The organism is Kouleothrix sp., from assembly GCF_046328425.1.
GTDB lineage: Bacteria > Chloroflexota > Chloroflexia > Chloroflexales > Roseiflexaceae > Kouleothrix.
This window is the reverse complement of record NZ_JAXLWP010000032.1, coordinates 14,661-33,797: the sequence shown is the minus strand read 5'-3', so window position 1 is coordinate 33,797 and position 19,137 is coordinate 14,661. Positions and strand designations below refer to the sequence as shown.

Genomic DNA, 19,137 nt, shown 5'->3' with positions numbered 1-19,137 from the left:
CTCAGAGCCTGTTTGAAAAGGCGGTGCGCGAGGGGCATAGCCCCTCGCACTTCTTCTGGCGGGTGGCCGCCACCCGCCAGAAGAAGTGGATACTTGGAGGACTTCGTCCCTCCAAACCACCCTTTTCAAACAGCTTTCAGAAGGTGGCGTGGAGCGCCACCTTCTGAGCACTTTAAACGAAAAAGTACCGCTCTGCCGGGGGCAAACCGCCCACCGCGTAGATCGCCTGATGAGGATTTACGCAGTTGCGTGGTGTGGCATCGCAGTACGGCGAGATTGCGGCCCCCGGCAGCTGTGTGCGGTTTTTCCGCGCTAGCGCGAAAAACCGCACACAGAGCAGCGATAGGCTACTTGATGAACTCGAACGCGCCGCTGGTGCCGTCCGGACTCATCTTGACCTGAGCCACATAGAACTGCTTCTGGTTGATATCGCCCTCGGGCGTAAACGAGATCGCGCCAAGCGGGGTGTCGTAGGTGCCTGCCAGGATCTGCTTGTTCAGGGCAGTGCGTAGCTGCGCCAGGTCGGCCGAGGCGATCGGCGACTGCTTGTCGAGCGCGGCCAGCGCTTCGACGAACACCTGCACCGCTGTGAACGCCTGCCCGCTGAACTGCCCCGGCTCCTTGTTCTGCTTGGCTTTGAATGCCTCGCGGAACGCCTTGTTGACATCGCTCTCGGATTGGTAGCTGTAGGCCTGCGCCACCAGAATGCCATCGCAGGCGGATTTGCACACCGGGAAGAGGTTCGGCGTATTCAGGCCGTTGCCGCCGACGATCACGCCCTTGTACCCCAGATCGCGCAGCTGCTTCACCAGGTTGCCGCTGTCGGCCGCCAGGCCCGAGATGATCACCATGTCCGGGTTTGCGCCGAGCACAAAGGTCGCCTGGGTCGTGAAATCAGTGTCGGTGGTCTGGAACGTCTGCACGCCGAGCAGGTCGAGCTTGAATGTATTGGTGACGGTCTGCTGGAACACCACCGTCTCGGATTTGCTGAACGCGTCGTTTTGCGCGAACAGCACAACCACCTTCTTGATATTCGGGTTGATATTCAGCGCGGCCTTGACTGCGTTTGGCGCCACGGCCGAGACGGGCGCCGAGATGCGCGCGATGTAGTCGCCGATCTGCGGGATGCCCTTGGCGGTGTTCGAAGGCGCAATCACCGGCACGCCAGCCTTGTCGGCGATCGGGTCGGCGGCGAAGGCCTGCTGCGACAGCGTCGGGCCGACGATGCCAACCACTTTGTAGTTGTTGATCAGCGTGTTGAAGGCATTGATCGCGCCGGCCTCGTCGCCGCCGGTATCCTGCAGAATCAGCTTGATCGGCCGGCCATTGACCCCGCCCTTCTGGTTGAAGTACTGCTCGGCGACCTGCGCGCCGGCGACTTGCTCCTGGCCGAACAGGGCGACGTTGCTCGTCTGGGCTACGGCGATGCCGATCGGGATCGGCTCGCCCGACGCGGCGGCCCCGCTCGGAGCCGCGGCGGTGGGCTGTGCGGCGGCGGGCGCCGCGGTTGGCTGGCTTGCGGCGGTAGGTGCGGCGGTGCTAGGCGCCTGGCCCTGGCCGCACGCAGCCAGCAGCAGCGCCAGCACCACCAGCGCGACGCGCATGCGCGTAACGGTGCTTCGCATAAGCTCCTCCTCGAACATCTGGTGGGCCTCCGGCCCGTAGTCGGTGGGTCGCTGGATTATACCACAGGCTGCGGCCGGGAGCGGGCCGAAAATGCCGCATGCGGCTGGGGCGGCGCTAGCGCGCGTCGCCCTCGGCCGCCTCGTCGGTTCCTAAATCGAGCTGGAGCGAGGCGAAGCGCGGGCGCAGCGGCCGGAAGCGATGGCCGAGCGCCTGGTGGCCCTGGCCGATCACCAGCAGCGCGTCGGGGTCGGCGGCGGCCACCAGCGCGCGCAGCTCGCTCACCTGCGAGCGGTTGATCGTGGTGAACAGCACGTCGTGGGCCTGGTGCGTGTACTTCCCTTCGCCGCGCCAGGCCGTCACGCCGTAGCCCAGGTGGTGCATGATCGCGTCGGCCACGCGGTCGCCGCGGTCGGTGACGATCGTGGCGATGCGCACAACCCCCGGCCCCTCGAGCACATAGTCTGCTACCACGCCCCAGATAAACAGGGTGATCAGCGCGTACAGCGCGGCCTCCCAGCTGAACAGGAGCGCCGCCACGAGAATGATGCCGCCGTCGACGCACAGGTAGGCCTGGCTCAGCGGCATGCCGGTGAGGCGCTGCAGCACGCGCGAGATAATGCCGGTGCTGGCGCCGGCGCCGCCGCCGCGGTAGAGCAGGCCCGCGCTAATGCCGCCGACCACGCCGGCGTAGATTGCGTTCAGCAGCAGATCGTGGCTGATGCCGGTAGCCGGAAAGAAGCGCGCTGCCACGTCGACGCCGCCGCTGGAGATGATCGTGTAGATCAGCGAGCGGCGCAGAAAGCGCCAGCCGCCGAGCATGCGGAAGCCGAGCGCAAGCAGCGGCACGTTGAAGCCGAGCATCACCAGGCTGATCGACCAGCCGGTGACGGCGTTGATCAGAATGGCCATGCCGCTGACGCCGCCGGGCGCGATCCGGTGCGGCGCCAGGAACAGCGCCACATTGACGGCCGAGACCATCGCCGAGACAATGATCAGCAGGTAGTCGAGGGCGCTGCCCCAGTTGAACGGGGCGCGGCGGGCGGGCGCGGGCATACTGGCCTCCAGGCGCGGCACTGCGGCTTCGGTAGCATGGGCGCACAATACACGCGCCCGCCGCGCCTGTCAAGTCGCGCAGGCAAAACAAAAGAGAGCGGCTTTTACCGCTCTCTGATGCTGGTGCCAGGGACCGGGGACGATCCGGTGACCTCGTGTTTTTCAGACACGCGCTCTACCAACTGAGCTACCCTGGCGAGCGTGAGCTATGGGGACCGAGCGCTGAGCTTCAAGCCGGGCCGGCTCAAAAGGCAAGCTCGCAAACCCGTAACTCTGGTGGGCGATGACGGACTCGAACCGCCGACAACCTCGGTGTAAGCGAGGCGCTCTACCAGCTGAGCTAATCGCCCGTGTGGTGCCGAGGAAGGGACTTGAACCCTTATGAGCATTACTGCTCACTAGGCCCTCAACCTAGCGCGTCTGCCAATTCCGCCACCTCGGCGCACGTGCCGCATTATAGCTATGAATATCAAGATTGTCAACCCGCGCGTGCCGGCGCGCAATTTGCGCCTACCGGCGCAGTTCTGCTATAATATCGGGTAGCGTTTCACGGCTTTCACTGCGCCGCCACCACAGGGCGGCGCTTTCTATGGACAGGAGCATAGCCATGCCCACGACGTCGGATCTGCGCACAAATATTATTATTCGCTATAACGGCACGCTGCATCGCGTGGTCGAGTTTCACCACCATGCCCCAGGCAACTGGCGCGCCATGGTGATCATGAAGCTCAAGAACGTGCAGACCGGCAAGGTGATCGAGGATCGCGTTCGCGCCGGCTCGGATATCGAGATTGTGCGCGTCGACAAGCGCTCCATGCAGTTTCTCTACCGCGAAGGCCAGATGTATCACTTCATGGACACCGAGACGTTCGAGCAGCTCGAGATCCCCGAGGACGATATCGGCGAGCCGGCCAGGTTCCTGAAAGAAGCCGAGATGGCCGACGTGCTGTTCTACGACGACAATAAGATCTTGGGCGTCGAGGTGCCATTCTTCGTGACGCTGCAGGTGACTGAGGCGTCCACTGCGGTGCGCGGCGACACCGCCACCAACATCACCAAGCCGGTGACGCTCGAGACCGGCGCGGTGATCCAGGTGCCGGCGTTCGTCAACCAAGGCGACACAGTGCGGGTCGATACGCGCACCGGCGAGTATATCGAGCGCGTGAAGTAGCGCCGCCCCTGGCGCTACACGCGCTCCAGGGCGTATACGCCGGCCGGCTGGCCGAGCAGCATCACTGGGAAGAACTCACGGCGCGCGAGCTTGCTTGCGCGCCGTAGCGATTCTTCCAGGGTGCGCCGGTCGCCGGTGAGCGCCACCAGCCGCGCGCCCGGCCGCAGCACGCGCGCCATCTCGCGCAAAAATGCCGGGTACAGCTGGCGGTTGTCTTCGGTGCTGCCGATCTGCCGGCCAAACGGTAGGTTTACCGCCACGGCACTGGCCGCACCCGCGTCGACAGGCAGCGCCCGCGCGTCCCACTGGCGCAGCTCGATCGGCTTGTAGCGCGGCCCGATGTTCGCGCGCGCCAGCTCCACCGCCTCTTCGCGAATGTCGCCGCCCAGCAGCAGCCGGTAGCGGCCCATGTGCGCCCGCTCGATCAGCAGCGTGCCCGCGCCGCACATTGGCTCGAGAAACAGGTCGTCGTCGTGCGGGCGCGTGAGCCACGCCAGCGCCGCTGCCGCCGAGGGCCGTAGCGAGGCCGGCAGGTGCTCGATCTTGTACTCGCGGTGGCGCATGCGTTCGTCGCTGAGCCGCAGCGCCACGATCGCCTCGCCGGGCAGCAGCGTCAGCCAGAACTCGATGCCGCCATCGTCTACCGCCTGCCAGCGGTGGTCGTCGCGCGCCGCCAGGCCGCGCGCCAGCGCCTGCTGTGCGTCGACGCGCCGGTAGGCCGCGCGCCCGACCTGCCGGGCAATCACCCTGAAGCGCAGCTTGCCTTTGCCGCCGCGCGCGGGGGCGATCTGCCGGGCCTGCGCTAGCGCCGAGGTGATCGCCGTGGCGCGCGCGGCGGAGCCCTCGATCAGCCGCAGCGCCTCGCGCGTGGGCGGCAGGTTTTCCAGCGTAGCCACCACCACAAATAGGTCTTCGAGTGTGCGCAGCGCCAGCAGGTCGCGGGCGTCGCCGGGGTACTCGAATAGCACCATGCCGTTTTTGTCCGCTACGCTGCGGGTGCCGCGCACGCGCGCGCCATCGACGCTGCGCTCGATCTCGTCGATCGCGATTGCCTCGAAGCCGGGCTGGGTATGCGCTAGAAACAGCGGATGTGGGCGTTTCATACTCGTCAGGCCAGTGCTGGCAGGCTTGCGACCTGCGCCGAAAGCTCGTTCAGCGCCGCCTGGTCGACCGGGTCGCTCAGGCGGGTGGTGGCGCGCTGCAGCAGCCCAAGCTGCGTGGCCGCCGGCTTGGGCGGCAGCATCGCCAGCCCGGCGCGCAGCAGCGCCACGTAGGCGGCCACCATGTCGGATGCGCCAGCTGGCGCGCTGCCACAGGCGGCTAGGTCGCCATCGAGGCGGCCGCGCGCTACACTCCAATCGATCACGTCGGGCATGGTGGCAGCGAGCTGGAGCAGCTGCGCCAGGCGCTCGGCGGCGGCGCGGCGGGCTTCAGGTACGCCACCGGCCGGGGCGGGCGCAGCTGGCCCGGCTCGGCCGATGATCGCCGGCAGTGCGGCCCGCAGCATGTCGTCGATCTCGCGCGCGTAGGTCATCCAGGCGCCGATCTGCATCCGAAAGGGGTCGGGAACGTCGCGCTTGCGCCCGGCCAGCTCGCCCAGCGTGGCCACGCGCGCGGCCGCGCCTGGGAAGCGCCCGCGCAGCACCAGCGCGGTGCCGCTGTCGATTGCCAGCAGCAGCGCCGCAGCAGCGGCGAGCGCGTCGTCGACCGAGCGCGCGCGGTGCCCCGAGAGGTCGATGCCCATGTGCAGCATTGTGTCGCGCGCCTCAACCTCGGCCGGGTCGCCGTCGTGGCCCAGCACCCCGGCGCTCTCGGCGCGGGCGCCGGGGTATTGTGTATCGAGCAGGCGCTGCAGCAGCGCCGCCGCGATCGGCGCGCGCCCCGTGTCGGCCGCGCCCACAATCAGAATTGTGGTCATTCATGCCGCCTTGTGTCGAACCATCAGGCGGATTATAGCATGCGCCCCGCTATCATAGCGCTGGCACGATGCAGCACTATCGCACGAGCGGCGCCGCTGTGCGGTGCTGCCCTGCTCGCTATGCCAGCGACCGGAGGCTGCCGTTTTTACGGTGGCATACCGGGCCGCGAGCTGCGGCTTGTAGATTCTTTACCCTTGGTATCGTATGATCTTCTTGAAATGTGCCCCGCTCTGGCCTACGCTAGTATATATAGGCCCATTCAGGCATTACTGCAAAGCTTAGTATTTCCACACGCGTTTCAGTTATCTTTGATCCGAGCGGTGCGATCGTGCTGTTTGGCTGGGCGTCGCGCCACTCGTGCTATGATACACTCTTCGCTTGATCACCTTAGAGCCTGTTTGAAAAGGGGGTGAGCGAGGGGCTTTGCCCCCTCGCATTTTTTCTGGCGGGTGGCGGCCACATTCGTGGCCGCCACCCGCCAGAAAAAGTGGAAACTTGGAGGGACTTTGTCCCTCCAAACCACCCTTTTCAAACAGCTTCTTAGGACTTACGCAGTTGCCTTGTTCGGCTCGCTCAATCGGGTGCATTTGCCTGCGGCAGCATGGTACTTATTCATCTTCTGTGTGCGGTGTTTCCGTGCTCCGTGCGGAAACACCGCACACGATACGGAACATAGTACCGCTCTGCCGACGGCTAAAGGCGCCAATTGCGTAAGTCATACACCTATAGATTGTATTGCACTGCGTGGCTTCGCCAGGTAGTGCAGCACAAAAAGAACTTTGGGTGCGGCGAAGCCGCCCCCAAACCCCCACCAAAGTGTAAGTAATCAAGCGAATTTGGTATGATAAGCAGACGCGCGACGGCGCCGCGCTGCGTTTTGGCCGCTCAGCGGACGCTGGCGCCGAGCGTAAAGGAGCCGCACATGCTTCGAAGAACCACTGCTGGCCGTTGGGCGGCGCTGGTGCTGGCATTGGCGCTGGCAGCCGCGTGGCTCGCTCGCCCCATGGCCAATGTGTATGCGGCGGTGCTGATAGTCGGCCCCGGCGCGGGCGATTTCGCCAGCATTCAGGCGGCGATCGATCACGCCAGCCCCGGCGATGCAGTGCTCATCCGCGCCGGCAGCTACGACGAAAATGTCGATATCGCACGCATGGGCAGCGCGTCCGGTGGCGCAACCGGTAACCTCACATTGTTCGCGCTCGACGGGCCTGGCAGCGCCGCGCTGGGCGGTGCGGGCGTGAAAATTCAGAATAGTGGCGCGTTCAATGGCGTACTGACGCTCGACGGCCTGCGTATAGCCAGCGCCGATGCCGATGGCGTGGCGCTTGCCGATCTCCCCGGCCTTGTGGTTGCCAACAGCAGCTTTGGCCCGATCGGCAGCGACCCCGCCGCGCACGACGCGATTGATCTAAGCATGGCGGCCGGGGCTACGAATGTGCTGCTGGCCGGCAATAGCTTCAGCGATACCGCTCACGCGGGCGTACGTATCGCCCTGCAGGGCGGCGCGGCTGCGCTTACCATCGCCGGCAATAGCTTTAGCAGCGGCGCTAGCCCGAGCGGTAGCGGCATGGGCGTGGAGATTAGCGCCGCCAGCGCGGTTGTCAGCGCCACACTCGACGCAAATACCTTCACCAACCTGCGCGGCAGCGCGGTGGCGCTCCGGGCTTCGGGCGCCGCGGCGTTCAATGGTTGGGTAACTGGGAACACGATCACCGGCCTTGCCGGCGACGCTGGCCCGGCGATTGTGGCCGGCACCGCCGACGGCGCGCCAGAGCTTAACATAACAATAGCTGATACCAGCATTACCACGGTGGCGCGGGATGGCGGCGTGCGGCTCGAGGCGCAGGCGGGTGCGCGGATCGGCGCGCAGGTGCTGCGCAACCAGGTGAGCGCGGTTGGCGGCGACGCGATCGCGCTCGTAGGCTCCAACGGCACGGGCGGGCAGCAGCACGCGCTGATCGCGGGCAACCATGTCGATGGCGCCAGCGGCAGCGGGATAGCGGCGCAGGCGCTGGGCGCGGCCACATACGATCTGATCATCCGCGATAATAGCGTGATCAACAGCGTGCAGTCTGCCGCGCCGGCCGCTTCCGACGCCGCGATCAGCCTGCTTTCCGGCGGCCCGGCGGTCACGGCGACGCTAAGCTTGCTGGGCAATACCGTCGACGTGCGCAACATCCGGCTCGAGCAGGCGGCTGCGAACGCCGCGCCATTCGCGCTCGAGGGCGACGGCGCACTGACGCCGCAGCAGAATATCGATCTCAACAACGCCAACGGCGGGGCGCCGGCGGCGATTGTTGGGACGATCGCGATCACCTCGCCCGGTACGCTTGTGCAGCCGGCCGAAAACCATCCGCCAACCGCCCGCGACGATAGCTTCAGCACCCTGGTTGATACACCGGCTACATTCGCGGTGCTGGCAAACGACGCCGACGCCGACGCCGACCCGCTCGCGCTTCAGTTTGTGCAGCCGGTTTCGGCGCGCGGTGGCAGCGTTGCGATCAGCGGCGGGTATGTACGCTACAGCCCGCCCGCTGGCTTCAGCGGAACCGATACGTTCTTCTACGGTGCTGGCGATGGGCGCGCGGCCAGCGCCGCGGCGAAGGTGTTTGTTCAGGTGCAGGCAGCCCCAACGGCCACGGCTACGAGTACCGCTACGAGCACACCAACAGCCACGGCTACGAATACTGCTACGAGCACACCAACAGCCACGGCTACGCCTACACGCACGGCGACGCCTACGCCCACGGCGACGAATACCGCAACGAACACGGCAACACCCACCCGCACGGCGACAAATACCGCAACGAACACGGCAACGCCCACGCGCACGGCGACAAATACGCCTACGGCGACGAATACCGCAACCAGCACGGCAACGCCCACCCGCACGCCAACGCCCACCCGCACGCCTACGCGCACGGCGACAAGCACGCCAACGGCCACGCGCACGGCGACAAGCACGCCAACGGCCACGCGCACGGCTACGCGCACGGCGACAAGTACGCCCACGGCCACGCGCGTAGACGCGCCAGAGCGATCGTTCCGTGTGTATCTGCCGGTGGTTGCGCAGCTGAGCGAGCCCGATCTGATCGTCGAGCGGATCGCAGTAGTGGGCGGGCAGGTGCAGGTGACGATCAAAAATATTGGCGGCGCCGCGGTAACGAATGCGTTCTGGGTCGACGCGTATATCAACCCGGCTGTGCCGCCGACGCATGTGAACGAGACCTGGCCGAAGCTAGGGAAACAAGGGCTGGTGTGGGGCGTGACCTCGGGCGGCCTGCCGCTGGCGCCTAACGCCGGGCTCACCCTTGTGGTTGGCGACCAGTTCTACCACCCGGCGCTGAGCCAGCTTAGCACGCCGATCGCGCCAGGCGATGTTATCTACGCCCAAGTCGACTCGGCGAATGTCAACACCGACTATGGCGCAGTGCTCGAATCGCACGAGCTGCACGGCGGGCCGTATAACAACATCAGCAGCATCACCGTAGGGCGGTAGGCCGCCAGGTATGCCCTGTGGCCATTGCGCCGATTGATTCTGCAGCCGTGCCTGGCGAAGCCGCATGCCGCAGCTGCACCAGCTTCACAGCGCCGTGGGCATCAATCAACATCGCCCAGGTCGGCGTCGGGGGCAATACCGGGGAGCATATCGGGCGTGCCGATCCAGCCGCGCCGTAGCGCCATAATCACCGCCTGGGTGCGGTCGTTGAGCGAGAGCTTGCGCAGGATCGACGAAATATGGTTCTTCACCGTCTGCGTGCTGATGCCGAGTGAGTCGGCAATGTCTTTGTTGCTGCCGCCGCCGGCGATACGCTCGAGCACCTCGATCTCGCGGTCGCTGAGCTTGTTGTACAGCGGAAACTCGGGGTCGGTCGAGTCGTAGCCTTGCGAGAGGCTGCGGAATTGCGAGAGCAGCCGGCTGGCCACCTTGGGCTTCTCGACCATATCGTTGATCACGTACTCGCCGCGCGCGACGCGCCGGACGACATCGGCCAGCTCTTTGGGGTGCACATCCTTCGAGCGATAATCGGCCGCGCCGGCTTCGAGCGCGCTGAACTCGTGGTCGTCGCTCTCGTGGATGCTGAGGATCACCACGCCCAGGCTCGGGTACTGGTGGCGTAGCCGGCGCGTCAGCTCGATTCCGCTCATACCCGGCAGGTTGAGATCGACCAGCGCGACGTTCGGCTCGCGGTTGGGCGGTGCCGACTCGAGCCACTCCAGCGCATCCTCGCCGCTCGGCGAGTCGGCCACTACGTCGATGTCGTCGTAGGCCGAAAGCGCCGACCGCACGCCCTGGCGAAACAGCGGGTGATCGTCGACGATCAGCAGCTTTATGGAAAGGTGGGAGGGCATGGCAGCGGCTCCTTTCCCTGTGCCTGGATCCAGCGCTGGTATGCGTCGGCTGGGTCGTGTAATCCACTGAAGCCAGCGGCTGCCAGCAGCCGGTGCAGGTTCGGCAGCGGCAGGCCGACAACGCAGGTGTAGCTGCCGCCGACCGCGCGCACCAGCCGGCCGCCGAGCCCCTGGATGCCGTACGCGCCGGCTTTGTCCATGGGCTCGCCTGTGGCGACGTACGCCTCAATCTCAGCCTCGTCGAGCGGGGCGATATCGACGCGGCTGGCGACGAGATCGAGCTGGAGCCGAGTGCGCGCGGCCTGCTGCTCCCGCGCTTTCTCGCCGCGATCGGCCAGCCCGGGCTGGATGAGCGCTATGCCGGTATAGACCGTATGGGTGCGGCCGGAGAGCTGCCGCAGCATCGCGCGGGCGTGGGCTGCGTCGCGCGGTTTACCCAGCACTTCGCCGTCGAGCACCACAATAGTGTCTGCACCGATAATAACACTATCGGGCGCCTCGGCGCAAGCGCCATCGGCCTTGCGCCAGGCTAGCAGCGTCGGATGGGTGGCCAGCGGCACCGGGCAGGCCGGCAGCGCGGCCACCAGATCGGCAGGCGCTGGCGTCTCGTCTTCTTCGGCGTTGTTGGCCAGAACGCGGAACGAGGCGCCTAGCCAGCCAAGCAGCTCGCGCCGGCGCGGCGAGGCCGACGCAAGCACTAGGTCGGGCGGCCCTGGCGGAAATCGCAGGCGAGCGCCAGAGGGTTCTCCCTGGCGCTCGAAAGGCGGGTCATGAGTTTGATTCATGGATTACGCTTAGTGGTTCGGGTTATACTGGGTTCGCTCGCTGATTGGCTCGTTGATATACAGGTTGCCCTTGTGGATCTTCAGGTTGAAGCCACAGCTTGGGTTCGTGCAAACCCACGCCTTGTAGGTCACAGTCGCGCCCTCGGTTCCATAATCAGATAGGGGAACCAGCTCACCCTCGGAACATTTGCGACACTTTGGCCATGCTGCTACTATCATCACACTCTCCTATTCGACGCTCCTTACTGGAGTGTAGCTGAGTTGCGCCTGGCCCCCACAACTATGCCAGCGCGCCTGCGACTGTGTACGCTGCCGCGCGCCTGCGTTGCTCGCTACATCGTAACATAGATGCAGGTGTACGACAAACACAATATTCGTGCTTATGATGCAATTCTTATGCCATCGCTATTGTTTCCATACCAAATTCACAATTAAGGGCTACAATACCTATATTGGCCTATGGCATGGCTCGATTCCTGGGGTTTCGACGCGGCGCCGTGCGTGATATATCGCGCCCCTCCGTCTCCGAGGACGATGAGCTGGAAAGCTGGTTTGAACCATGCCTATGCAAGGAGTTTGGCGTGGCGCAACGAGTGCTGCTCGTCGACGACGAGCGCAAGCTGGTAGAAGGGCTGGCGGCCTACTTTCGCCAGGCTGGCTTCGAGACGCTGGCGGCCTACGACGGGCGCGTGGCGCTCGATCTGGCCCGCCGCGAGCAGCCCGACCTGATCGTGCTTGATTTGATGCTGCCGCAGGTTGACGGCATAGAGGTATGCCGTCAGATTCGCCGTGTGTCGGCCGTGCCGATCATTATGCTGACGGCGCGCGTAGAAGAGGCCGACATGCTGATCGGCCTGGAGCTCGGCGCCGACGATTATATCGCCAAGCCGTTCAGCCCGCGCGAGGTGCTGGCGCGCGCGCGCGCGGTGCTGCGCCGCACCAACGGCGCGCTACAGCCGGCGGCGCTGCTGCGTGGCGCCACCGTGACGCTGGATGTCGAGCGGCGCAGCGTTACGGTGGCAGGCCGCGCGGTCGAGCTCACCCCCACCGAGTTCGATCTGCTGGCCGCGCTGATGCGCAACCACGGCCGCCCGCTCTCGCGCGTGCAGCTGCTCGATGCAACCCAAGGCGACGAGTATATTGGCTACGACCGCACGATCGACGCCCACATCAAAAATCTGCGGCGCAAGATCGAGGCCGACCCGGCCAACCCGCGCGTAATCGTGACGGTGTTTGGGGTGGGCTACAAATTCGCCGACGCCGGCGTGTAAAGGCATCTGCTTTGAACGCGCGCACACCCTCTACGAAAAGCCTGCGCTCGCGCCTGACGTTTACCCACGCGTTGGTGGCGTTTGTGGCGGTGATCATCGTGGCCGTGCTGATCGGCGCGGTGACCCGGCTGGCCTTCAACCGGCTGACCGACCGGCGCATTCAGAACGAGGCCGACGCGGCCGCCGAGCTGATCGCGGCCATATACCAGCGCCGCGATAGCTGGGATGGCGCCGAGGTAGTCTTGCGCCGGCGGCTGGCGCAGGCCGGCCCGAACGACCTGATCAAGCGCCGCCGGCTGCAGGTGTTCGATGCGGCGGGCGATATGGTGTTCGACAACGCAGGGCCGGTATTGCAGCGCCGCCAGCCCAAGCCGCGCAACGGCCTCGAAAGCCCGATCGAGGTCGATGGCCAAACCGTGGGCACTGTAGTGATGGGCGGGCAGATCGGCGAGTTCACCCAGGCCGAGGCCGATTTTCTCCGGCTGGTGCGCTGGAGCACGGTGATCGGCTGTGTGCTGGCCGGCCTGCTGGCGCTGATGGTGGGCCGGGTGATCGCCGGCCGGCTGACGCGGCCGCTGCGCTCGCTGCAAGATGCCGCGCAGCGGCTCTCGAGTGGGGCGCGGCACGAGCCGCTGAGCCTGCCGCCCGACCGCGAGCTGGCCGACCTGGCGTCGTCGTTCAATGTTATGGCCGCCGAGCTTGAGCGCCAGCAGCTGCTGCGCCGCCAGCAGGTGGCCGACATTGCGCACGAGCTGCGTACGCCGCTGAGCGTGCTTCGCTTGCAGATCGAGAGCATCGAAGATGGCATCGAGCAGCCTGGCCCGGCCACATTTCAGTCGCTGGCGGAAGAGGTAGGCCTGCTGACGCGGCTCGTCGACGATCTGCGCCTGCTGTCGCTGGCCGAGGCCGGGCAGCTGACGCTGATGACTGAAACGGTCGACGTTGGCGCGGCGATCGAGCGGGTGGTCAACACGGCGCTGCCGCGCGCGCGGCAGCAGCATGTCGAGCTGCGCGCCGAGCCACTACGGGCGCCGCTGCAGGCCCTGGCCGACCCACAGCGCCTGACGCAGATCCTGGGTAACCTGGTGGAGAATGCGCTGCGCTATACTCCAGCCGGCGGCAGCGTGACGATGCGGGCCTATGCTGAAGATAGGCTGGCATTGGCTGCCAATCGGCGTGTGCCCAACGGTAAAAGCGCAGGCCAGCTTGCGACTGTTGTTTTCGAGGTTGTGGATACTGGCGCGGGTATACCAGCGGCCGAGCTGCCGCATATCTTCGAGCGTTTCTACCGCGCCGACAAAGCCCGCGCGCGCGAGACCGGCGGATCGGGGCTAGGTCTGGCGATTGTGCAGCGGCTGGTCGAGATCCAGGGCGGCCGTATTTGGGTAAGCAGCGCGCCTGGCCGGGGCACAACGTTTCACATGGCGCTGCCATCGCCTACACTTGCATCCTCGGCAGGGGTATGGTATGATGGGCCGCAAGTAGGCGGGTAGCTCAATTAGGCAGAGCAGCGGTCTCCAAAACCGCAGGTTGCAGGTTCGATTCCTGTCCCGCCTGCCACTGCCATCGCGGCGGCGCGGAGAGATGGCCGAGCGGTTTAAGGCAGTTGTCTTGAAAACAACCAGGCGCAAGCCTCGTGGGTTCGAATCCCACTCTCTCCGCCAACAACATACAAACCGCTTTTGTATGGGGAGGTCGCATAGTAGGCCTAGTGCGGCGGTTTGCTAAACCGCTAGGGGAGCAATCCCCTCGAGGGTTCGAATCCCTCCCTCCCCGCCACAACGTTACAATCGCCTTTGCCGCACGGCAGTACCGCGAGAGCCACGTAATAAACACCCGGCCGCCTTCCGGCGCCGGGTGTTCACTATGTCACGAGTGTTTCACTAGCGGCACGCCACGGAAACAGCCCGAGGCCGCTTTAGGGCGCCTCGCTCTCGCACCCGATCAATGTGTTCTCGCCAGAGCCGCCGACGCAGGTGTCGTTGCCACGGCCGCCGATCAGCACGTCGTTGCCGCCGCCTCCACGGAGCACATCGTCGCCACCGCCGCCCACGATGCAGTCGCCGCCCCCCAGGCCAGCCAGCGTGTCGTCGCCGCGACCGCCAAGGATCAGTGTGCCGCCGGTGTTGCCGGTGATCACGCCGCTGGCCGTGATAATCGACGAAAGATCGAGGCTGGCGCAGGCCGCAGGCTTCAGTGCGTTTGCGTCGATCTCGAACGCCGTGAAGGCCACGTTCGAAGCTGGCACGGTGTTGGCCGATGCTGAGGCCGACAGAATTCCCGCCAGGATCAGGCCAAGCATGCCCAGCACCGATCCATAGATACACACTCGGGCGATCATGACTCGTGCCTTTCCGTTTCTATCGCCAGCGCCGCCACCGCGTCGACCGAGCGATATTGGTAGTTCACGCCGGCAATCGGCACCATGTAGTAGTGCACAGCGCCGCGCCGCGTATACAAAATCATGCGTTCGTCGCGATCGGCGATCCGCACTAGGTCGGCAATCGTCGCGACATCTACCACGTGGTCGGTGTCGCTGAGGTCGCTGTCGTTTACGGCCACCAGCAGCTGCCCGTACTGGCGGCGAATGCGAGCTGGCTCGTTAGTGCTGTTAGCCATGGCCAGCTTGATGCTCAGCGCCACGGCTGTGCCGCCCGCTAGCACTGCGGCGATTGTGGCGAGCCAGCGTGTCAGGCCGGCATCGAGCGCCAGGCCGAACACGCCAAGCGTGGCAGGGCTGGCTTGTGTGCGCTTGATCAGGCCTTTCTGGCTTGGCGCGAGCGGATCGTCGCTGCGCGTGCTATCGCGCTGCTGCTGTAGCTCGAGCGCGCTGAGCTGAAATTCCAGCCGTGGCGCGAATGTATCGTGTAGCGCCTGGCCGCCCAGCGTGCCCGACAGGGTCACCTCTGGCACGAGCGCCAGAGTATAATGTTGGTGAATCAGCCCGGTTTGCTGCTCCATCGCGTCGATCAGCGCTTGAATATCGTCGAGGTTGAGCCGGGCCTGGGTGGCGAAATGCTCGCCTGTGAATTGGCTTGTGGGCAGTAGCTCGACCGAGCGCTTCCAGCCGTCGGCGGCGCTGATCTCGGCGAGCATGCGGTACGAGCCGGCCAGCTGGTGTGGCTCGTCGGCGCTGGCAGTGTAGCTGAAACGCAGCTGTAGCTGGTTCATGAGCTTACGGAAGATCGGCTCGCCGGTCTGGGCTGTGCCGGCGTCGTACAGGCCGGCTGGCGCACTGGCAGTGTAGCTGAATACGCCGCTCTGCGTGTAGGGCAGGTCTTCGGTGGTTGCGGTCTCGAGCGGGCGGATGAATGCCAGCACTGCCAGGCTCAGCGCGCCCAGCGCCGCTAGCGCCAGCACCGCGGCGGCAAGCTGGATGGCGCCGCCTGGATGGAGCGGCGTTGGCCGGCCCAGTGGCGCGGCGGCGCGGCGGCGGTATGGCTGGGGCGGCTGCTGAGCGCGCAGCTCCTCGGCGTAGCGCAGCAGGCGCTGGTGGCGGCGCGCCTGGTCGCGGTTCAGGTTGAACATAAGCACGCTCCCCAACAAGGCTGCCATCAGCGCCATTCCCAGCGGCTTGCGCAGCCAGCCGATCGGCTTGCCAGCGCTAGGAAGATACAGCCACAGACGGCCGATCAGCTCGGCTTGCGCCGGCGCGTAGGAGTCAGTCCAGTGGTTATGATCGCCTTTGAAAATATAGCGATCGCCATCGCGCCTGATGATCCGGTGGATAACCGGGCCAATCTGCGGATGGCGGTAGGTGACAATATCGCCGGCCTGGTAGCTCGCGGCCGCGCGGACGATGACGAGGTCGCCACGGTGGAGGGTTGGCTCCATGCTGTTGCCGTTGACGATCACGAATGTCGCGCGGCCGCCAAGACTGGGCGGCGCCAGCGCGGCCCAGGCCACGGCGAGCAGTGCGAGCATGCTGGCCGCGAGAAGGGTTGAGCGCTGGCGCCGCCGGGCACGCATTGCCTACTGAGCCGCCACAACTTGCAGCTGGTTGACGGCGCTGGCCGTCACGCTGGGGCTGGTGGTGGCGCACGACCAAGTGGTGCCGGTGGTTGGTGCGGTGCAGCTGTACCAGGTGCTGCCCGACGATATCAGCTTGACCCTGACAGTGGTGGGCGGGTCGGCGCCGGCGCTAGGCGCGACATCGAACTCGACCTTGTCGAGGTTGGTCGGGGTGGTGGCGTTCAGGGTGTAGGTGACGTTTGTCACCGCGTAGCCGCTGATGGTTGCCTGGCCGTCGCCAGCGCCGTTCTCGGGCACGGTGTTCGACGCAGCGAAGCCGTATGCAGTGGCTGATAGCAGCACGAGCAGTCCAAGTGCAATCGCGATGCGGAGGATTGGGATGCGAGAGTGAAACATTGGGCTACCTCCATCTGGGTTCTTGTTGAGCATCCGGTCGTTCCGGTTGCTTGATATTACTTTACACCTACTTACCCTGGTAGTGCAATTACATATAAGTCCTACCTAACGGTAGTCCATGGGGGATTGCCGGCCTATGCCTAAAGTACCAGGCAGCGATCTTATGGCATAGCAATGCCATGGACGCGGCTTTGAAGAATCCGCACGCCCGGTGGGTTCTACTACATTCGGCTGAACACTTGCTGTATGGTGGGGCTTTGGGGGCGGCGAAGCTGCCGAATTTCTTTTTGTGATGCCCTGCCAGGTGAAGTCGGGCAGGGCATCACAAAAGAAAGTGAGCAAACGGAGTTGGTATAATGCTGGTGGCTGCGCGCCTATGCTCGGCCGGCTCTGGCGAGCATCGGCCATGGACTAGCGGCGTCTGCCGGCGGTCTAGCGGGTTTCGACGTCGTGCGCGCCGCTTTCCTGTTTGCCAGCCGAGGTGATGCGCACAAACTCGGCGTGTTCCCACAGCTCGGGGATGCTGGCGGCGCCCGCGTAGCTCAGCCCCGAGCGCAGGCCGCCGACAAGCTGGTATACCACGTCTTTCACGGGGCCGCGCGCTGGAACCATCGCCTCGACGCCCTCGGGCACGACGCGCTCCCAATCTTCGGGGTCGACCTCGCGATGGGCTTCGACCGATTGGCGATCGATGTTGGCTGTGAGCGAGGCCATGCCGCGCACCACTTTGTAGCGCCGGCCGCCGCGCACCACGCTGGCGCCGGGGCTTTCGTCGGTGCCGGCCAGCAGGCTGCCGAGCATCACCGTGCTGGCGCCTACCGCCAGCGCCTTGGTGATATCGCCGGAGGTGCGGATGCCGCCGTCGGCGATGATTGGCACGCCCAGCGCGCGCCCGGCCTCGGCGCACTCGGCCACCGCCGTAAGCTGGGGCACGCCAAAGCCAGTGACGATCCGGGTAATGCAGATCGACCCGGCGCCAACGCCCACCTTCACTGCATCGGCGCCGGCCGCCACCATATCGCGCACGCCCTCGGGGCTAGCGACATTGCCGCCAATTATGTCGATCTTGGGGAAGCGCTGCTTAAGCGCGCGCACCATCTCGAGCGCGCCGTCGGAGTGGCCGTGGGCGATGTCGACCACCAATGCGTCGACGCCGGCATTCACGCAGGCCGACGCGCGGTCGATGTCGGAGGGGCGAATGCCCACGGCTGCGGCCACCCGCAGCCGGCCGCGCGCGTCTTTGGTGGCGTTGGGCCACTGCTCGATCTTGATAATATCCTGCGCGGTGATCAGGCCATGCAGCGCGCCATCGCTGCTGAACACCGGCAACTTCTCGAGCCGGTGGCTGTGCAGCTTGGCGCGCGCGGCATCGATCGAGCCGCCCGGCTCGGTGGTGACGAGCTTCTCGCGCGGCGTCATGACCTCGCGCACCGGCCGCTGCGCATCGGTCTCGAACAGCAGGTCGCGCGTTGTCACCAAGCCCACGACTTCGTCGTCGCTGCCGCACACCAGCAGGCCGCCGATATCGTGCTCGGCCAGCTGCACGCGCGCCTGCTGCACGGTGGCGTCGGCTGCGATGCTGTGGGGCTGCTCGACCATGAAGCCCTCGGCGCGCTTCACACGCTCGACCTCGGCAGCCTGGCGTTCGATCGTCATGAAGCGGTGCAGCACGCCGATGCCGCCCATGCGCGCGATTGCCAGCGCCAGCGCCGACTCGGTGACAGTGTCCATGTTGGCCGAGACGATCGGAATAGCGAGCGAGATCGCGCGGCTCAGCTGAGTGCGTGTGTTTACAGCGTGCCGCGAGCGGATCGAGGAGCGCTTGGGAACCAGCAGAACGTCGTCGAAGGTGAGGGCGGTTTCGGGCCGTAGTTTCATAGCTGCCATGGTTCGATTTCCTTACCTGCGTTATTTTTCGAGCGCCAGCGCGCAACTGCGTATTATAGCGGTACTTTTTCGTAGCTGTGCTCGATTTTGAAGCCTCACCCCAAAATCGGGCGAAGACTGCGGCAGGCGCGATGAAACCCAAGCCGGTAGCCCTGCCGTGGCCTATGCCACGGGTGGCTGGCGTGCGGCCACGCGGCGGAAAAGGCCCCAGGCGGCCAGTGCGTGCAGGGCGATCAGCGCCAGTGTGAACACTGCAGCGCCGATCAGGCGTGGCGGCTGTGTGCCTTGTGCCAGGCCTATCAGCAGCGACGCGACATCCTGGGCGTCAATAGTGATACGCATAAGCAATAGAACCGCAGCTAGATATGCTTCGCGGCGTATCAAAAACAGCACGGCGAACACGCTCCAGGCGAGATCGCGCGCCGAAACCTGGCTAGCGAAGAGCTGTGTGGAGGCCGCCACATCTGCCTGGAGGTAGCTGGCGAGGGCGAAACGCAGTGTGGCGGCGTTGATCATAAACAGCAGTGCGACAATCCCAACCCAGATCCAGGGCAGATACGTCCGTATCCTCGACATTGCTTGCTCCTTGTTTGCGCGGCATCTATACAGCTAGGGCTTACGCAAAAGATCTTTGGATGTAATTTCCGATCTGGAGTATAATCCCGCGACACTCACACGATGACTCTTCGCGTCCGGCCTTCCTG

16 protein-coding genes and 6 tRNA genes are annotated in these 19,137 nt (G+C 65.3%); 7 read left to right on the top strand and 15 right to left on the bottom strand.

Translation table 11 applies throughout. The annotated features are described in order from the left end of the window. Positions 1–347: 347 nt before the first annotated feature. The 5 genes from U0177_RS24290 to U0177_RS24270 form a co-directional block, all read right to left on the bottom strand. Entirely contained in the window at positions 348–1,625 is a 1,278-nt protein-coding gene (locus U0177_RS24290) for an ABC transporter substrate-binding protein (RefSeq protein WP_409573258.1), read from the bottom strand. Between the two features lie 115 nt (positions 1,626–1,740). Continuing rightward, complete coding sequence (locus U0177_RS24285; protein WP_409573257.1) at positions 1,741–2,679, bottom strand: YitT family protein; 939 nt, start codon at positions 2,677–2,679, stop codon at positions 1,741–1,743. A 121-nt stretch (positions 2,680–2,800) separates the two neighbouring features. Then, positions 2,801–2,876: transfer RNA gene (locus U0177_RS24280), tRNA-Phe, on the bottom strand. 77 nt (positions 2,877–2,953) lie between these two features. Continuing rightward, positions 2,954–3,029 (bottom strand) — tRNA-Val (locus U0177_RS24275). 3 nt (positions 3,030–3,032) lie between these two features. Beyond that, positions 3,033–3,121: transfer RNA gene (locus U0177_RS24270), tRNA-Leu, on the bottom strand. 165 nt (positions 3,122–3,286) lie between these two features. Here U0177_RS24270 and efp point away from each other — a divergent pair. Continuing rightward, positions 3,287–3,850 (top strand): elongation factor P, encoded by a 564-nt coding sequence (gene efp, locus U0177_RS24265; RefSeq protein WP_409573256.1) that lies wholly within the window; start codon positions 3,287–3,289, stop codon positions 3,848–3,850. 14 nt (positions 3,851–3,864) lie between these two features. On the opposite strand, the gene U0177_RS24260 is transcribed toward efp, so the two are convergent. Together U0177_RS24260 and U0177_RS24255 are read right to left on the bottom strand one after the other, a co-directional pair. Then, complete coding sequence (locus U0177_RS24260; RefSeq protein ID WP_409573255.1) at positions 3,865–4,953, bottom strand: methyltransferase domain-containing protein; 1,089 nt, start codon at positions 4,951–4,953, stop codon at positions 3,865–3,867. A gap of 5 nt (positions 4,954–4,958) precedes the next feature. After that, positions 4,959–5,768 carry a protein tyrosine phosphatase gene (locus U0177_RS24255; RefSeq protein ID WP_409573254.1) on the bottom strand — a complete coding sequence of 270 codons (810 nt, stop codon included), beginning with the start codon at positions 5,766–5,768 and terminating at the stop codon, positions 4,959–4,961. Between the two features lie 923 nt (positions 5,769–6,691). Here U0177_RS24255 and U0177_RS24250 point away from each other — a divergent pair. Next, positions 6,692–9,268 (top strand): Ig-like domain-containing protein, encoded by a 2,577-nt coding sequence (locus U0177_RS24250; RefSeq protein WP_409573253.1) that lies wholly within the window; start codon positions 6,692–6,694, stop codon positions 9,266–9,268. Positions 9,269–9,369: 101 nt separating this feature from the next. Here the strand turns inward: U0177_RS24250 and U0177_RS24245 are convergent, their stop codons facing one another. The 3 genes from U0177_RS24245 to U0177_RS24235 are packed head-to-tail and all read right to left on the bottom strand — an operon-like array spanning position 9,370 to position 11,039. Continuing rightward, positions 9,370–10,122 carry a response regulator gene (locus tag U0177_RS24245; protein ID WP_409573252.1) on the bottom strand — a complete coding sequence of 251 codons (753 nt, stop codon included), beginning with the start codon at positions 10,120–10,122 and terminating at the stop codon, positions 9,370–9,372. After that, positions 10,101–10,907, bottom strand: coding sequence for a Maf family protein (locus U0177_RS24240; RefSeq protein WP_409573251.1), 807 nt, complete (start codon positions 10,905–10,907; stop codon positions 10,101–10,103). Before U0177_RS24240 ends, U0177_RS24245 begins: the two co-directional genes overlap by 22 nt. A gap of 9 nt (positions 10,908–10,916) precedes the next feature. Continuing rightward, positions 10,917–11,039: a hypothetical protein gene (locus U0177_RS24235; protein ID WP_409573250.1), complete on the bottom strand. Its 123-nt coding sequence runs from the start codon at positions 11,037–11,039 to the stop codon at positions 10,917–10,919. Positions 11,040–11,488: 449 nt separating this feature from the next. On the opposite strand from U0177_RS24235, the gene U0177_RS24230 reads away from it, so the two are divergent. The 5 genes from U0177_RS24230 to U0177_RS24210 all read left to right on the top strand — a co-directional run bounded on the left by U0177_RS24230 (position 11,489) and on the right by U0177_RS24210 (position 13,957). Next, positions 11,489–12,178 carry a response regulator gene (locus U0177_RS24230; protein WP_409573249.1) on the top strand — a complete coding sequence of 230 codons (690 nt, stop codon included), beginning with the start codon at positions 11,489–11,491 and terminating at the stop codon, positions 12,176–12,178. Positions 12,179–12,189: 11 nt separating this feature from the next. Continuing rightward, positions 12,190–13,671, top strand: coding sequence for an ATP-binding protein (locus U0177_RS24225; RefSeq protein ID WP_409573248.1), 1,482 nt, complete (start codon positions 12,190–12,192; stop codon positions 13,669–13,671). Continuing rightward, a tRNA-Trp gene (locus tag U0177_RS24220) sits at positions 13,662–13,738 on the top strand. Before U0177_RS24225 ends, U0177_RS24220 begins: the two co-directional genes overlap by 10 nt. Before the next feature lie 18 nt (positions 13,739–13,756). Further along, positions 13,757–13,842: transfer RNA gene (locus U0177_RS24215), tRNA-Ser, on the top strand. A gap of 24 nt (positions 13,843–13,866) precedes the next feature. After that, positions 13,867–13,957: transfer RNA gene (locus U0177_RS24210), tRNA-Ser, on the top strand. 139 nt (positions 13,958–14,096) lie between these two features. Here U0177_RS24210 and U0177_RS24205 read toward each other — a convergent pair. The 5 genes from U0177_RS24205 to U0177_RS24185 form a co-directional block, all read right to left on the bottom strand. Next, complete coding sequence (locus U0177_RS24205; protein WP_409573247.1) at positions 14,097–14,519, bottom strand: hypothetical protein; 423 nt, start codon at positions 14,517–14,519, stop codon at positions 14,097–14,099. After that, complete coding sequence (locus U0177_RS24200; RefSeq protein WP_409573246.1) at positions 14,516–16,147, bottom strand: signal peptidase I; 1,632 nt, start codon at positions 16,145–16,147, stop codon at positions 14,516–14,518. Before U0177_RS24200 ends, U0177_RS24205 begins: the two co-directional genes overlap by 4 nt. A 3-nt stretch (positions 16,148–16,150) precedes the next feature. Beyond that, positions 16,151–16,546 carry a hypothetical protein gene (locus U0177_RS24195; RefSeq protein WP_409573245.1) on the bottom strand — a complete coding sequence of 132 codons (396 nt, stop codon included), beginning with the start codon at positions 16,544–16,546 and terminating at the stop codon, positions 16,151–16,153. A gap of 432 nt (positions 16,547–16,978) precedes the next feature. Further along, positions 16,979–18,433, bottom strand: coding sequence for an IMP dehydrogenase (guaB, locus tag U0177_RS24190; protein WP_409573244.1), 1,455 nt, complete (start codon positions 18,431–18,433; stop codon positions 16,979–16,981). Between the two features lie 162 nt (positions 18,434–18,595). Continuing rightward, the gene (locus tag U0177_RS24185; protein ID WP_409573243.1) at positions 18,596–18,949 is read right to left on the bottom strand and encodes a hypothetical protein; all 354 of its coding nucleotides are present in this window, start codon (positions 18,947–18,949) and stop codon (positions 18,596–18,598) included. Positions 18,950–19,137: the final 188 nt, after the last annotated feature.

What these genes read in the sequence shown, in the direction of transcription:
- U0177_RS24205 (WP_409573247.1), bottom strand. Translation starts at nt 14,519, where the DNA reads ATGATCGCCCGAGTGTGTATCTATGGATCGGTGCTGGGCATGCTTGGC.
- U0177_RS24185 (WP_409573243.1), bottom strand. Translation starts at nt 18,949, where the DNA reads ATGATCAACGCCGCCACACTGCGTTTCGCCCTCGCCAGCTACCTCCAG.
- U0177_RS24255 (WP_409573254.1), bottom strand. Translation starts at nt 5,768, where the DNA reads ATGACCACAATTCTGATTGTGGGCGCGGCCGACACGGGGCGCGCGCCG.
- U0177_RS24290 (WP_409573258.1), bottom strand. Translation starts at nt 1,625, where the DNA reads ATGCGAAGCACCGTTACGCGCATGCGCGTCGCGCTGGTGGTGCTGGCG.
- U0177_RS24195 (WP_409573245.1), bottom strand. Translation starts at nt 16,546, where the DNA reads ATGTTTCACTCTCGCATCCCAATCCTCCGCATCGCGATTGCACTTGGA.
- efp (WP_409573256.1), top strand. Translation starts at nt 3,287, where the DNA reads ATGCCCACGACGTCGGATCTGCGCACAAATATTATTATTCGCTATAAC.
- U0177_RS24260 (WP_409573255.1), bottom strand. Translation starts at nt 4,953, where the DNA reads ATGAAACGCCCACATCCGCTGTTTCTAGCGCATACCCAGCCCGGCTTC.
- U0177_RS24200 (WP_409573246.1), bottom strand. Translation starts at nt 16,147, where the DNA reads ATGCGTGCCCGGCGGCGCCAGCGCTCAACCCTTCTCGCGGCCAGCATG.
- U0177_RS24285 (WP_409573257.1), bottom strand. Translation starts at nt 2,679, where the DNA reads ATGCCCGCGCCCGCCCGCCGCGCCCCGTTCAACTGGGGCAGCGCCCTC.
- U0177_RS24245 (WP_409573252.1), bottom strand. Translation starts at nt 10,122, where the DNA reads ATGCCCTCCCACCTTTCCATAAAGCTGCTGATCGTCGACGATCACCCG.
- guaB (WP_409573244.1), bottom strand. Translation starts at nt 18,433, where the DNA reads ATGGCAGCTATGAAACTACGGCCCGAAACCGCCCTCACCTTCGACGAC.
- U0177_RS24250 (WP_409573253.1), top strand. Translation starts at nt 6,692, where the DNA reads ATGCTTCGAAGAACCACTGCTGGCCGTTGGGCGGCGCTGGTGCTGGCA.
- U0177_RS24240 (WP_409573251.1), bottom strand. Translation starts at nt 10,907, where the DNA reads ATGAATCAAACTCATGACCCGCCTTTCGAGCGCCAGGGAGAACCCTCT.